Origin of the sequence: Pseudomonas sp. W5-01, from assembly GCF_046540435.1 — a bacterium.
Classification (GTDB): Bacteria; Pseudomonadota; Gammaproteobacteria; order Pseudomonadales; family Pseudomonadaceae; genus Aquipseudomonas; species Aquipseudomonas graminis_B.
Genome location: NZ_JAXCIP010000005.1, coordinates 351,785 through 366,765, shown reverse-complemented (window position 1 = coordinate 366,765; position 14,981 = coordinate 351,785). Strand labels below are relative to the sequence as shown.

Genomic DNA, 14,981 nt, shown 5'->3' with positions numbered 1-14,981 from the left:
ATGACCATGACCCAGTATGAAATCGAAGGTGTGCGTGAAACGCTGGACGTCGTCTCGATCGGCTTCGGCCCGGCCGGTATCGCACTGGCCTGTGCGCTGGAGGATGAGGCGGAAGATTGCGGCCGAAAGCCTTTCCAGCGCGTGCGCTTCTTCGAAAAAGGGCGTGATTCAACCTGGCATGGCGCGTTTCTGCTGGCGGGCACCGACATCAACCACCATGTCTTTCGAGACCTGGTGACGCCGCGCAATCCGCGCAGCCGCTTTTCCTTCGCCATGTACCTGAAGGAAAAGGGTCGTCTGCATAAATTCGGCTTGCTCGGGCGTCCGGCCAGCCGGGTGGAATGGTCTGACTACATCGCCTGGGTCGCCGCACAACTCAAGGACTACGTTGCCTACGACGAAGGCGTGCTCGACGTGTTGCCGGTGGCGGAAAAGGGCATCTTGAAGGGCGTTGATGTCGTCACTGCAAAAGGCACCTATCGCACCAAGCGGCTGGTGCTTTCCCACGGCAGCCTGCCCCGGATACCGGAGCCGTTCAGCGCGCATCTCGGCGGTCGTGTCTTTCACACGTCCCGGTACCTGAAAAACATCCACCTCGGCGGCGGTCCCATCGCGCAGCGGTGGCTGGTGCTGGGCTCGGGTCAAAGCGCGGGGGAGGCGGTCACCCACCTGCTCGGCGCCGCGCCCACCACGCAGGTGCATTCGGTGCACCGCGGCGTGGGTTTCAAGGTGGGTCAACTGGGGCAGTTTCCCAACATGGCGTTTCTGCCGGAGCACATCGACTATTTCCACGACCTTGAGCCCGGCAGACGCAGCCGGGTATTCGAAGAGATCCGGTCGACCAATTACGCAGGCATCGATGTCGACGAGAGTCAGGCGTTTTACTCCTTCCTGTACGAAGGCGAGGTGACGGGACACCGACGTCTGAATCTGCATGCGTGGTCCGAAGTGACTTCGGTGGAAAAAGTGGGCGATGCCTATTCGGTGGTGCTGCGTGACAGCAATACTGGTGTTGAAACTGTGCTGTATGTCGACGGCATTGTCCTGGGTACCGGCTACGAGCAGCTCGCCGTGCCACCGCTGCTGACCCTGCTGCAACCCTGGCTGGTCCGCGATGAGGACGGCACGCTGGCGGTCGACCGTTATTACCGGGTTGCCCTGCAGCACAGCGAGGGCGTGCAGATTTTGGCGAACGGCACATCGGAAAAAACCCACGGCATCAGCGACGCCCAGTCGTTTTCCATGGTTGCCTTACGGGCGCAGCACCTGACCGATGCGCTGCTGGCGACCCAACCCCGGCAGCACGCGCCGCGGGTGACCATGCCGGGCTACACCCGGCCCGCACCCGTCGAGGCGCGGCCATGAATTTCATCTCCCACATCGTCGGCGATTCGAACTTCGTCAGGGTAAAAGGCCTGGGTTTTGAAAACCTGCATCTGAAGCTCGAGTCCTGCAACCCTGCCGGCTCGATCAAGATGAAGACAGCCATCGGCCTGATCGACTCCTTTACCGAGCGCCGACTTATCCACAAGGACACGGTGCTGATCGAATCTTCGTCCGGAAATCTCGGCGTGGCGCTGGCAATGATCTGCGCCGAGCGCGGCTACACCTTCTGCTGTGTCGTTGACCCCAACACCAACCTGCACAACATCAAGATGATGGAAGCCTTTGGTGCGCAGATCGTTATCGTCACCGAGCGCGATGACAACGACGGCTATCTGGGCACGCGCATTCGTTACATTCGCGATGCCGTAGCCCGCGATCCCCGGCATCTGTGGCTTAACCAGTACAGCAATCCGGCCAACGCCAAGACCCATGAACACACCACGGCGCGGTCGATTCATATCGCCTTTCCGGCATTGGATTACTTGGTGGTCGGCGCCGGAACGACCGGCACCTTGATGGGCTGTGTGCAGTATTTCCGCAAGCATTCGCCGCGCACCAAGATCATCGCGGTAGACAGCGTTGGTTCGGTGACTTTCGGTCAGGCGACCGGCCCGCGCTTCATTCCAGGACTCGGCTCCAGCCAGACGCCGCCGATCTTCCGCGCCCACCACCTGCACAAGCAGCAAGTGGTGGATGAGCGCGCCACCGTCGCCATGTGTCGCTGGCTGGCGAAATCCAATGGCGTGCTGGCGGGCGGTTCTACCGGGACAGTGGTGGCCGGGCTGGCAGCACCCTCGCTGGGAATTCCCAAAGACGCCGTTGTCGTGGCGATATCACCGGACGCCGGCGAGCGCTATCTGGAGACCATCTACAACGATGAGTGGGTCATGCAGAAGTTCGGGCGCGCAGAGTTGACCGCGCTGGGTTCGCAGCCGATCACTCGGTATCTGAAGCAGTACGTTCACACCTTCGAGGGAGAAGCGCTGAATGTCTGACTTCCATGTGATCCCCGGCGCTGTCATCAAAGACATCCTCGACAGCCACGCCCACGACATGGTGCGGCGCATTGAGCAGGTGTATCTGCAGCACCATGACGGCCAGACGCTCAACCCTGACAGCTACTTTCTGCGTTTCCCTCAACAACCTGCCAACCGGATCATCGCGCTGCCAGCGGCGCTGGAGGGAGAGGACGCCGTGGCCGGGATCAAGTGGATCTCCAGCTTCCCCGGCAACGTCGCGCAGCAGAAACCGAGGGCATCAGCCGTGGTCATCCTCAACGACCCTAACACCGGCTATCCCTATGCGTGCCTGGAAGGGGCACAAATCAGCGCGGTGCGCACGGCAGCGTCGGCGGTGTCAGGCGCTTACTGGCTCAACGGTCAGTCACGCAAGGCCGCGTCCGTAGGGTTTATCGGTGCCGGAGTGATTGCCCGCAACATCGCCCGAATGCTCTGCGTCGAAGGGTGGGACATCGGCCACGCCGTTGTGCATGATTTCGACCTAGCGTCTGCGGATGCTCTGACTGGCTTCATCGAAAATACCGACTTATGCACAGCCCGCACCGGGTCATTGGAGGAAGCGCTCGCGGCAAATCTGGTGATCTTCGCCACGACGGCTGGCGAGCCCTACGTCAAACCGCCAATGGCGTTTCGCGCCGGGCAGGTCGTGCTGAACATTTCGTTGCGGGACATCGCGCCGCAGTTGCTGCTGGAGGCGAACAACCTCTGTGACGACATCGAGCACTGTATGAAGGCCAATACATCGCCGCACCTGGCTGAGCAACTCACCGGCGGACGCGCTTTCATGAACGGCACGCTGGCTGGCCTCATCCGCGGCGAGGTCGAGCTTGATCCCGCAAAGCCCTCGATTTTCTCGCCGTTCGGCTTGGGCGTACTCGACCTGGCGCTGAGCAAATTCATCGTTGACACCGCGCAGGCTGACTCCCGTGGCGTGGCTATTGAATCGTTCTTCGGAGAAACCCTGAGATGGAACTGAGCGCAGCGCTGGCGGCCGAAAAGTTATCCCCAGGTGCGGAAAAGCCTGGTATCAGCATCGGTATCGTCGGGTGTGGCTCACGCGGCCTTACGGTGCTGGAGCGTATCTGTGCGCTGGCGGTCAATACGGCCCGGCGCATCGAAGTAAACGTATTTGACCCCCAGGCACCGGGGCCGGGCTTACATGCCGTCGATCAACCTGAATACCTGATGCTCAACACCGTTGCCTCGCAGATCTCGATGTTTCCGGACACGGCCGCACTGGACGGAAAAGTGGGACGCCAAGGACCCGACTTCTACGAATGGTGTCTGCGTTATAAATCTGCAGCACGCAACGTACAGCCCAATGAGTTCCTGCCACGGAGCTGGCTGGGGGAATATCTGGCGTGGACTTACAAGGAAGTCATTCGCAGTCTGCCGACAAACGTGCGCGTCATTCATCATTTTCACGCTGTGGATAACATTGAACATACAGATATGGGCCGGTTTGTTCTGTCCACAGCCGAGGCAGAGCGCTCTGTGGATTGGCTGGCAATCACAGTAGGACATGCGCGTCAGTTGCGGGATGAGCATAGAGAGCTGCCCACAGACCGACACTCTGATTCGCGCGGTGTTGAGTTATCCACAGAAGCGGTTGGCATCGAAGGAGTAGGCTTGACCGCCATGGACGTTGTGGCCGGTCTGACGGTCGGACGCGGAGGCCAATTCAGCAAACGGGCGGAAGGCTTGCACTACGAGCCCAGTGGACAAGAGCCGCGTATCTATTTGTTCTCGCGCAGCGGTCTGCCGTACCGCACACGACCGGACATCGTGCCCCATCGGACTTCGAATGCGGCGCTGATTTTTACACTGTCGGCTGTCGCTGATCTGCGAACGGAAAACCCTGCCGGACTGGATTTCGAGCAGCAGGTCCTTCCGTTGATCAAAGCTGAAATGGTCGCGGAATACTTCGGAATGATCGCCTCTCAAAAGAGCGAATCGGCAGTAAGGATCAAGGCGGAAATTGCGCGAGCGTATGACTCAGGCCAGCTTGAAGCGGTGTCCGCTGAAATGGCATCACGTTTTCAAGCGCCGCCACTGGACGAGGCTGTGTATAACCCCCATGTGCCAAGCATTGACGCATTGGATTATCCCCAGGTCATGCGCGCATTTATTGAAAGCGACATTGCGCAGAGCTGTTTAGGGCTCGATGCAAGCCCTATCAAAGCCGCGATTGAAGTGTGGAGAAGTTGTCGTGAGCAGCTGCGTCGGGTTGTGGATAACCGCGGGCTGACCAGCATTTCACGCAGTGTCTTCTTCGAAAAGTATGCGCCCCATGTCAATAGAATGGTGGCCGGGCCGCAGAAGGAACGTCATCAGGAGCTGCTAGCCTTGGCCGACGCGGGGGTTGTCCACTGGGTGCGACATTCTCAAGTTATCCACAGTGATGACGGAGCACGGACCGCAGTGCTTCTCGCTGGCAATCTGACTGTTCCCTTAAACAGAATTATCAAGGCCCACGTCAGTACCCCCTGTGACGTATCGTCGCTGCCAACGATCCTTCGCTCGTTAAAAAGCAACGGAATTATCCACAGCCTGACCGAAAATGGAGAGGGCGTGCTGGTCGACAGCGAAGGCAAAGCACAGCCCAATCTGTGGATAACCGGCCCTCTGGTCGAAGGCTCGACGTATTACAACCATTACGTCCCATCTTCGGGCAGCTACTCCCGAGCCTTCGTCGACGCCGACCGAATCGCCCGCGAGATGTTGGGGTTGAATGTGGAAGTCAGGGCAATAGTTTGAGCGCCGTCTTCGCAGTAACAGCGACTAACCGTGAAAAGAGGCCTTGATTCAATAAACCCATGTCCATATAGTTTTTTCACTAGCCACGGGATACGCGGGTGCATGCACCTCCCCCCGAGGACAGACGAAGTAACAAGAACCCCACCTCACGGTGGGGTTTTTTTTGAGGTCGGCATTGTACTTTCGAGCCCTGGGATGCGCGCTGCCTACTGTTCCACGGTTACAAAATTGCTGGCTCATTGATCGGGCTGCTTTCACTTCGCCGCCTTCGCCCCAGGCAAATACTTGCGTCGAATCCGCTCCAGCTCGCCCGATTTGTTCAGACTGTCGATCGCGCTGTTGATCTGCGGCAACCACGAGGCGTATTGCGGCTGGAGCTTGAACACCAGCGGCGCTTCGCTGAGTCGTGCGCCCTGGACGAACTGGCCGGGATCCAGGTCATGGGCCGAAGTTACTTCATCAAAGATGTCGTCGACCATGGCGATGGCATCCACGCGCCTGCTCTGGAGCAACTTGATCAGCGCTTCATCTTGCGATGTTTCCAGCCGGCTCAAACGGCGCTCCTCGATCGCCGGGTCCAGTGCCCGATAGTTGTAGCCCCGAACCATGCCGATCGTGAGGTGCTCCAGTTGTGCGATGGTCTGGCCGCGGGCAGGGTGATTGGCCAGAAAGTACAGGTGCTCTTTGACCGTGGAATAGGGCTTGGAGAACACGTATCGACGTTGCTCCTCGGGGCTGTTCCAGATCAGCGCGTCGGCAAAGTTGATATCGATCTCGCCCTTGCGCAGCATCGCCTGCAGGCGGTTGACCGGGTAGATCACGAAGGTAACGTCAATGTTTGCCAGTTTCATCACGCGCCGCGCGATGTCGATGGAGATCCCTTCCAGGTGACCGTCCTTGTCTTCATAGGCATACGGCTTCGACTGAGCTCCGCCCGCGACGTACGGTTCAGCCACTGCTGGCAGCATGAGCAGCCCAAGCAACCCGCCAACGATGAATCTTCCTCGAAGCCCCATACGTTCCTCCGGCAGTGTGTCTGCCCAAGGTCGTAAAATAGCAGTAAGACATGTCCAGTAAATGTCGTATTGCCACTATCTGGATCTGCAGCACATAAAAAAAACCGCGCTGACAGGTCAGGCGGGTTTGCACAGGTGCGGTCGTCAGGCGTCTGGACTTAGGCGAATGACTTTCGGAAACTCCGTCAGCGTCAGTCGGGCCGAGCAACGCTGGGCATCGCACACCCACTGCTGCGCGGAGTCGGTCATGCCTTTATCCGGCGTTTGCGTATCGAGGATGCGCACCGGTTTATTTTTCATGGCCGCGGCGCTGATGCTGACTTCGTGTTCGCGACCGCTGACCCACGCCACCATAATCCGCTCGCGGCCATTGCTGAATGCCAGTTGGAAGACGCCGTCGGACTGGAGGCTGTTTGCCGGCTCGTAGTTGAAATCAGGCAGATAAGGGCTGATGGCCTTGAGCACCGAATAAGCCGGTTTAGCGCGAAGATCGGCATCAAGCAGGCCGAAGTTGTGCTCCTGCTCGGTGCGGTTGGTGCCATCGTTGATCAGGTCATACCACCACATGCCTTTGACGTTCGGCAGCGTGCGAATGAGGAAGTACGCACGCGCCAGGTACGCAGACTGGCGCTCGGCGCTGACGCCGCAATTGCCATTGTGGCTCGGCCAGCTCATCTCGGTCAGATACAGCGGCACCGGCCTGCCGACCTTGGCGCTGATTCGACGGTCCAGATCTCGCATCCAGCCGACCCAGCTCTCCGGCGTGTTGCGGTAGCTGCCTTCGCAGTGCACATACGGGTGCAGCGAGAGGCCATCGGCGTACTTCATCACCCCTGCAGCCAGGATGCGGTCAACGAAGCCACTCTTGATGCCCATGCTCGTTACGGCACCGGCGAGTACGAGCGCCTGGGGGTTATTCTTGCGAATGATCGGTGCCGCGTCCCTGACCAGCGTCACGTAGTCATTGCTCAAGCGCGGATCGGCCGGGCCGTCCAGGTCCCACTCGTTCCAGACCTCATAGAACCTGACCGGATTGCCCAACTGGCGAGTGAGGTAGTCCACGTATTTCAGGTACGGAATCTTGACCTCAGGCTTGCGGGGCTTGGCGCCGCCCTCATACGAACTGCCGTAGCCGAGAATGACCATCGGGGCAAGATTCAGCCCCTTGGCAGTGCTCAGCCATGCGCGCCACGGCGCAATGATCTGCATCTGACCCCGTACAGGTTCGGCCGTAGACCAGAAGGCGTCATCGCGAATGGACGTGACGCCAGCCGCTTTCGCCATCTGAAGACTGCGCAGCGGTTGCCCGGTGTTATTCATCGAATGGGTGGCAACGCCTACGATAAAAGGCTCGGCCATGGCGACATTGGCAGCGCACAGGGCGGCCATCAGTGCCAGGCCGCTCAGGCCGATGCTGCGAAAGCTCATAGGAGTGCCTCAGTCAACTCAGGCCCGGCAGGCCATTCCACGTGGGCAACTCATGGGACTTTGGGGCCGGCTGTCTAACCCGCGATTTCATGGCCAGCGCATGGCCGATTGCCATGCCCAGGAACATGTTGGCGAGGGTAACTTCCAGCGTATCGGTCGTCCAGCTGACAATGCAGATGCAAAAACCCGTCACCAGCAACGCCTGGCCGTAACGGCTGACGCTGTCGGCCAGGATGAAAAACAACGGGAGGTGCAGGGCGTAGAGAAACAGCCCGACCAGCCCAAACGTCGCCCACAGGTAAACCACGGTGCTGTCGGTAACCATGAAGATGTCGGCGCCGGGAACCGGGAAGGCGGCCACGGCACTGCCAACCAGCCCGAAGCCAACACCGGTGAGCGTTCGATCATCGTCCATCAGCGTCCGAATCACGTTGGGCCAAGTGTTGATCAACCGGTCATAGATAGATGCCAGCGAACTGGTGGCCGAAATTTTGTTGGCATCGAAGTCGGTCATCATCGCCACGAAGGGCAGCGACATGCCGAGTACGACCGCGACAACGATGGTCGCCCGTGCTGTCCAGCGAAACCGCAACATCAGCAGCAGGCCGGTACCGCCAATGAACGCCAACGCTGGCGCCTTGCTGGTGGTCAATATCACGCCGGCGAGGCCGATCACGCAGACTGCCAACCCGAGCAACTTCGAGCGCAGGGTCGCCATCAGGTACAGGCTGAGAACCGAGATGATGATGGCCAGTGAGCTGGAGATTCGCGCGAATCCAGCCGGGCGGTCCATGTCTTCGGAGGTCCATGCGGTGTTGGCGCTCAGCTCGGTGCCGCCGACGGTGTAGCTGTAGCCCTTCCACGGCAGACTGACGTACCGGTCGAGGGCAATCCCGCCCAGCGAAGCCAGCAGGCACAAGGCAATCGCCCACATGAACAGGCGCTTGTGGCGAATGATCTGGTCACCGCAGGCGATCCCGAACAGCAGCGGGCTGATCCCGTACAGCGCAAATGCGAAGTTCCCGGCCTGGGCGCCATTCAGCGCTGCCCATCCCGCCGACAGCAACAGCACCAGCAGGCTCAGCCAGACCCCCGGCCCGGCTTTGAAGCTGCGCAGCTCCAGTGCGAAGAACAGCAGACACGCGACCTTCGGGGCATAGAGCAATACGGAAATGCCTGCCTGATCCAGATAGAAACGCAGAGCCCCGTTGAAGGTCTCGACCAGCATCAGGCTGATCGCAACCAGCACGATCGCCGTGGATTTATCGAATGACAGCAAAGAAGGTTTTTCAACGTAAGCGGGGGAAGTCGACATCATGTGCAGCCCCTCGGGAGCATTTGTACGTGTGATAAGCGTCAGCGTGCGAGCAGGCCGCCGGGCGGAAAAGCTACTGCCCAGAGGAGCGGCAATGGCCGTCGATGGCATGCAATCGCGATGATTTTTGGGAGTCGCAGCGGGGGAGGAGAAGGGCGTTTCGGTCCCCTCGCAAACGGCACGACAGGGATATATCAGCCGCAGATCGGGGGGCTGTCAATCAATTAGTCAAATTTACGGACATATTTAGTGGTGGCTAAATATCATAAATCGTAAGCCATTGATTCTTCTAGCGGATAGAAAATTGACGCTGTTAAAAAGAGAAGAAATCCCGGTATGGCGACGGCTTTCTATGACTCATTTTCGTTACAAGTGCGACGCATTCACCGCTGAATATTCAGCGGCGAATACGCCGTCTTGCGAGCAAGCTGAATGCCGCTACGCCATTAGCTGATCACACTCAGGTGTAGCGGCGCTTGTCCGGTGCGGGAGGGAAATACTGATACAGCCAGGTTTCACTCAGCGTGCGGTCACCGGTTTTGATGAACATGCGCATCTCCACCGGCTCCACGGAGTCGCTGGTCGGGTACCAGTCGAACGTCACGCGGAAACCCTTGATGTCGGGCAGTACCAGCACATTGAAATCCTGGATTTTGCCGTGGGACACGGTGACCACCGGCTCGATGCCCGAACCTTCCGGCAGTCGGTCCAGCCCGCCGCCGTTGAAGTCCACGGCAAAGCGCCGCGCCCAGACTTCCGGGTAGTGTTCGCCCGGCGCCCAGCCTTCGATAAACCCGCCCATGCCTGAACGCGTCGCGTGCACTTGAGCCAGTGGTGTGCTGACCGGAGGCAGCGGGCTCCAGTAAAGCTTGTAGCCATAATTCATCGACATGCCGGCCTTGACCGGCACTTTCGGGTTCCAGAACGCGACGATGTTATCCAGGGTTTCACCCGTGGTCGGCAGTTCCAGCAAATCGATTGAGCCCTCGCCCCAGGCCGTCGTCGGTTCGACCCACAGGCTCGGCCTGCGGTGGTACCAGTCCACGGTGTCCTGGTAGGTCTTGAAGTCATGGTCGGTCTGCACCAGGCCAAAGCCTTTCGGGTCTTTGTCGGCAAAGGCGTTGAACTGGATCTTGGCCGGATTATTGAGCGGGCGGCAGATCCATTCGCCATTGCCGCGCCACATCGCCAGCCGGTCGGAGTCGTGGATTTCCGGGTGAAGGGTGTCGCACATGCGGCGCTCGTGTGTGCCGCAGCTGAACATGCTGGTCATGGTCGCAATGCCCAACTGCTCGATGTCGGCTCGGGCATTGATGTGCGCATCGATGTCCATCACCACGCGGTCGGCCTGGCAATCGATGTCGAAGCGGTACGCGCCCGTCGCGCTGGGAGAGTCCAGCAGCGCGTAGACCACAAAGCGAGTGGCGTCTTTGGTCGGTTTCTCGAACCAGAATTGCGTGAAGTCAGGGAATTCTTCGGGGCGATGGGCGTAGGTGTCGATCGCCAGACCCCGGGCGGAAAGACCGTATTGCTTGTTGCTGTCGATGGCGCGGAAGTAACTGGCGCCCAGGAATGACAGAACGTCGTTGATGGCGATCTCGGGGGCTTTGAACAGCTTGAACCCGGCAAAGCCCAGGTCGCCCTTGAGCTGACTCTGGTCGATGCGACTGGCTTCGTAGTTGAACAGCTCAGGGCGGAAATGCACTTCACGCGCCTGCTGGGTCGCCGGGTCGACGCTGTACATGCGCACCGGCGTCTTGAACCCTGCGCCGACGTGGAAGAAATGCACGTCCAGCTGGCCTTTCACGTCGTTCCACAGTGAGTGACCGGCGTCGTACTTGATCGCATTGAACTGCTGAGGCGTCATGTTCGCCAGGGTAGGCGGCAGGTTCTGCTTGGTGCTGACGTAAGGCTTGCCGGCCATCTGTTTGGCGTTGTCCTGCAAGGTCTTGAAGTCAAAGTGTTCGATGTCGCCATCGGCCGCCGCAGCCAGCGCGCGTGCCGCATAAAGACCTGAGGCGGGCAGCGCGCTATAGGCTGCCAGCGCCATGGACGCTTTCAAGAGATTCCTGCGATTCATATGGTGAAGCCTCTGAAGATGCTGTGCCTTCCTGCACAAAAAAGTGCGCTTTCCCAATCCTTGCTGAACGCAAATTACCAACAAACAGATAACAATCTCGGCATCTTGTTCGCGCACCGGGGAAAAAATCGTTTCAGGGCACAACTTGTTTTGCTTCAGCGTCTTGCTCGCGCGGCCGATTTTGGCCGCGCACTTCAAGCCTGCGTGGTATGTCCCCCTACGGCCATTGCCGCTTGGCGCAGCGCCTCGGACCTTGTCGGATGGGGGTGGCAGGTCATGGCGATGTCTTCAGCAGAGGCCGCGAACTCCATCGCCACGCAGTACTCGGCGATCATCTCGCTGACGCTTGGGCCGACGAGGTGTACGCCAAGAATCTCGTCGGTGCGCTCATCCGCCAGCACTTTCGCGAAGCCGTCCGTTTCGTGATTGACCCTGGCGCGGCTGTTGGCGCTGAACGGGAATTTGCCGACTTTGTAAGCGCGACCTTCCTCCTTCAGTTGCTCTTCCGTCTTGCCGACGCTGGCCAGTTCGGGCTGGGTGTAGATGACATTGGGGATCAGGTTGTAATTCAGCTCACCCTTCTTGCCAACAATGCGCTCGACACACACGCCGGCTTCGTCCTCCGCCTTGTGTGCAAGCATCGCGCCGGACGTGACGTCGCCAATCACCCAGATGCCCTCCACCGCCGTGCGATGCCCCGTGTTGGGCAGGACGCCGCGCTTGTCTACTTCCAGCCCGACGGTTTCCAGGCTCAGTCCTTTCGTCACCGGGCGACGGCCGATGGACACCAGCACGTAGTCCGCTTCGATCTGTTCGGCTTCGCCTCCGGCGGCGGGTTCCACGGTCAGGGTGACGCCGGTTTCCGCGGCGACGGCAGAGGTGACCTTCGAGCCGAGTTTGAACGCCATCCCCTGACGCGACAGTGAGCGATGCAGCGTCTTGCCCGCCTCAAGGTCGGTGCCGTGGGCGACATGGTCGAGAAATTCGACCACCGTCACCTTCGCCCCCAACCGCCGCCAGACCGAGCCCAGCTCGAGACCGATGACCCCCGCGCCAATCACTACCAGATGCTTGGGCACTTCGCTCAACGACAGCGCGCCGGTGGAATCGAGAATACGTTTGTTGTCGATGGTCACGCCTGGCAGGGGCGTCGGCTCGGAGCCGGTGGCGATGATGATGTCCTTGGCGGTCAGCTCGGTTTCGACACCTTCAGCATCGGTGACGATGACCTTGCCGGGCCCGGCGAGGCGGCCCCAACCCTTGATCCACTCAGCCTTGTACTTGCGAAACAGAAACTCGATGCCCTTGGTCAGGCCTATCACGCTTTCAGCCTTTTGCGCCATCATCCGGGTCAGGTTCAGTGTCGGCGTGACCTCGATGCCGAGCTTCTTGAATTCCTCGCCCGTCGCCGCCTCATACAGCTCCGAGGCGTGGAGCAACGATTTCGAGGGAATGCATCCTACGTTCAGGCATGTGCCGCCCAGCGTTTCACGGCCTTCGATGCACGCCACTTTCAGGCCTTTCTGGCCCGCATGGATCGCCGCGTTGTAGCCGCCGGGGCCGCCGCCGATGATGACAACGTCGTAGTGACTCATGAACGTACTCCTCGAGGAATCCAGCAATGGAGGGAAGCGTAGCCGTGTCTGGACAAATGTCGTGCGTCACTTGGACGGCTTAAATGATGGCTGTAATATTTCTCCCCGGGCACTTCAAAGTCAAGTGCGTGGCCCCGCGCTATTCCTCGCGCATCTCGCAGGACCGGCTTTAGCGGCGAAGGCGCCCTCGGTCTGGTCGGGGATGTGAGCCAATGCGACTGCAGTGAATGTTCACCTGTCTGCTGGCTGTCTGACCCCGCATTCAGGGCTGCGCAAATGAATAATCAGACGAAAATTTCACGACTTCTGTTATATCGTAACGCCCTGTGTCAGCGTGGCTGTAAGCAGTGCCACGCAACGCCTGTGAGCGGGCGGGAGGGTTGATGATTACAGCGTTAAACGGGCTTTGGAGTTTCAATGCGGGTTGATCTGGATGATGAGGGCGCTGCACCGTCAAGCCTGCCACGGTTTCAGCGAGCGGCTGTGCAATCGCGGCGTCTTTCACGGCTGACGTATCTGACAGGAGCGGTGGGCGTCATCGGCCTGGTGGTGTCGCTTTTTGTTGACCTCTTTTCTCCCAACTCGCTGTGGACGGCAGTGCTGACCAACAGTGCCGCGAGCCTGCTCGTGCTGGCGGCGGCATTGCAGTCGGCGCACGTGGTCAGCCAGTGGCGCGCCGACGTCATCGCACCCCCTTCCGCAGCGGCTTCTGACGATGAAGCGCTGCTTCACACCGAAGAGCAGGGCTGGTACGACCGCGTGCTCGGCCGCATCAGCGGCGCCGGCACCTCAATGGTCGGCCAGGTTGGATTGCCGGTGTTCTGGCTGGCGGGCTGGACGTTGCTGTCGCTGATCAGTATTGGTCTTATCTGGAACCTTGCTTTGGCAGGCAGCAATGTCGGCCTTGTCGGCAACGTGGTCGGCGGCCTGCTGCTGTTGATCGGGTTTGCGCTGCTGGTGCTGGAGCGGCAATTCAGCAATGAGTCCGAGGCAGGTTGGCCAGAAGCCGAGCAGTTGGCGCAGATCACCAAGGTCGCCATCGGTACGCTGCTGATCACGGCGTTCTGCCTGTTTTTCTCCTCCGTCGATCGCGTATGGCCCGCCCGGCTTGCGGTGTTGATTGGCCTGTTGCCTGGGCTGGTCGCCATCGAGCTACTCATCCGCGCGTTCTTGTCCGTCTTCAGCCCGCGCAATGAGCGTCTAGAGCCGCGCTTGATCGCCAGCAGCTTCGTCGCCGGTCTGTTGCGCTGGCCACCACGCCCACTGCTGGCGCTGCAAAACGAATTGCACAACCGTTTCGGCATCGACCTGCGGCAGATCTGGGCGTTTACCTACATGCGCCGCGCCTTTCTGCCGGTGATGGCGGTCATCGTCGGTTTGGGCTGGTTGCTGAGCGGTGTTCACGAAATTCCCATGCAGGGCCGTGGCGTTTACGAGCGGTTTGGCAAACCGGTTGAAGTCCTGGAGCCCGGTCTGCATGCCGGTTTGCCCTGGCCGTTCGGAACAGTACTGGCGGTGGAAAACGGTGTGGTCCACGAGCTGGCGACCAGCGTCGCGGAGGGGGCGGGCGCAGAGCTGACCCTTGACCCTGCCGAAGGCCCGCCGCCTGCCATTGCCAACCGGTTATGGGACGCCACGCATATCAATGACAAGTCGCAAGTGATCGCCAGCGGCTCCGGTGCCAAGCAGAGCTTCCAGATCGTCAACATGGACGTACGCTTTGTGTATCGCATCGGTTTGACGGACGAGGCCGCACTGGCCGCAACGTACAACAGCGCCGACATCCCCAGTCTGATTCGCAGCACCGCCAGCCGCGTGCTGGTGCACGATTTCGCCTCGCGCACCCTCGATGAATTGCTCGGTGAGCAGCGCAATGATCTGGCGGCTGACATCGGCGATGCCGTACAGCGGGACCTGAAAAAACTCGACAGCGCCGTGGAAATTCTCGCGACCGTGGTCGAGTCGATTCATCCACCAGCCGGCGCAGCCAATGCCTATCACGCGGTCCAGGCCGCACAGATCAGCGCCCAGGCACTCATTGCCCGGGAGCGTGGCGCGGCGGCCGATCAGGCCAATGTGGCGCAATTGCACGCCAGCATGGCCCATGACCAGGCGGCCGCGAGTTCGCGGGAAGTCATGGCAACGGCGCAAGGTGCGGACTTGCGTTTCAGCGCCGAACGACAGGGCTACGCCAAAGCGGGCCAGGCGTTCCTGCTGGAGCAGTACTTCAGTCAGCTGACCCAGGGCCTGACCCACGCCAAATTGCTGGTGCTGGATCATCGGCTCGGTGGCACCAGCGCACCGACCATCGATCTGCGTTCCTTTACCCTCCCGGTCGACCCCGCAGCGTCGACCCCGTCAGCTGAACAGCCCTCGGCTGAATAA

The 14,981-nt window shown here is 60.0% G+C and carries 10 protein-coding genes; 5 read left to right on the top strand and 5 right to left on the bottom strand.

Annotated features, from left to right (window positions below; all coding sequences use genetic code 11):
• Nucleotides 1-6: 6 nt before the first annotated feature.
• From SLW75_RS18445 to SLW75_RS18430, 4 genes are read left to right on the top strand one after another with little or no spacing between them, the layout of a single operon-like run.
• Nucleotides 7-1,365 (top strand): SidA/IucD/PvdA family monooxygenase, encoded by a 1,359-nt coding sequence (locus SLW75_RS18445; RefSeq protein WP_410935109.1) that lies wholly within the window; start codon nucleotides 7-9, stop codon nucleotides 1,363-1,365.
• Nucleotides 1,362-2,381, top strand: coding sequence for a 2,3-diaminopropionate biosynthesis protein SbnA (sbnA, locus tag SLW75_RS18440; protein ID WP_065988086.1), 1,020 nt, complete (start codon nucleotides 1,362-1,364; stop codon nucleotides 2,379-2,381). Before SLW75_RS18445 ends, sbnA begins: the two co-directional genes overlap by 4 nt.
• Nucleotides 2,374-3,381 (top strand): 2,3-diaminopropionate biosynthesis protein SbnB, encoded by a 1,008-nt coding sequence (sbnB, locus tag SLW75_RS18435; RefSeq protein WP_410935108.1) that lies wholly within the window; start codon nucleotides 2,374-2,376, stop codon nucleotides 3,379-3,381. The genes sbnA and sbnB overlap by 8 nt, the downstream gene beginning before the upstream one ends.
• Nucleotides 3,372-5,162: an FAD/NAD(P)-binding protein gene (locus SLW75_RS18430; RefSeq protein WP_410935107.1), complete on the top strand. Its 1,791-nt coding sequence runs from the start codon at nucleotides 3,372-3,374 to the stop codon at nucleotides 5,160-5,162. The genes sbnB and SLW75_RS18430 overlap by 10 nt, the downstream gene beginning before the upstream one ends.
• Before the next feature lie 254 nt (nucleotides 5,163-5,416).
• Here the strand turns inward: SLW75_RS18430 and SLW75_RS18425 are convergent, their stop codons facing one another.
• The 5 genes from SLW75_RS18425 to lpdA form a co-directional block, all read right to left on the bottom strand.
• Complete coding sequence (locus tag SLW75_RS18425; protein ID WP_296305920.1) at nucleotides 5,417-6,178, bottom strand: substrate-binding periplasmic protein; 762 nt, start codon at nucleotides 6,176-6,178, stop codon at nucleotides 5,417-5,419.
• A 144-nt stretch (nucleotides 6,179-6,322) separates the two neighbouring features.
• Complete coding sequence (locus SLW75_RS18420; protein WP_410935106.1) at nucleotides 6,323-7,606, bottom strand: hypothetical protein; 1,284 nt, start codon at nucleotides 7,604-7,606, stop codon at nucleotides 6,323-6,325.
• A 13-nt stretch (nucleotides 7,607-7,619) separates the two neighbouring features.
• Nucleotides 7,620-8,924, bottom strand: coding sequence for an O-antigen ligase family protein (locus SLW75_RS18415; protein ID WP_065988094.1), 1,305 nt, complete (start codon nucleotides 8,922-8,924; stop codon nucleotides 7,620-7,622).
• A gap of 457 nt (nucleotides 8,925-9,381) precedes the next feature.
• Entirely contained in the window at nucleotides 9,382-11,001 is a 1,620-nt protein-coding gene (locus SLW75_RS18410) for a glucan biosynthesis protein D (RefSeq protein ID WP_065988095.1), read from the bottom strand.
• A gap of 194 nt (nucleotides 11,002-11,195) precedes the next feature.
• Nucleotides 11,196-12,596: a dihydrolipoyl dehydrogenase gene (gene lpdA / locus SLW75_RS18405; RefSeq protein WP_410935105.1), complete on the bottom strand. Its 1,401-nt coding sequence runs from the start codon at nucleotides 12,594-12,596 to the stop codon at nucleotides 11,196-11,198.
• A 417-nt stretch (nucleotides 12,597-13,013) separates the two neighbouring features.
• Between lpdA and hflK the strand changes: the two genes are divergently transcribed.
• Nucleotides 13,014-14,981, top strand: coding sequence for a protease modulator HflK (gene hflK, locus SLW75_RS18400; protein ID WP_410935104.1), 1,968 nt, complete (start codon nucleotides 13,014-13,016; stop codon nucleotides 14,979-14,981).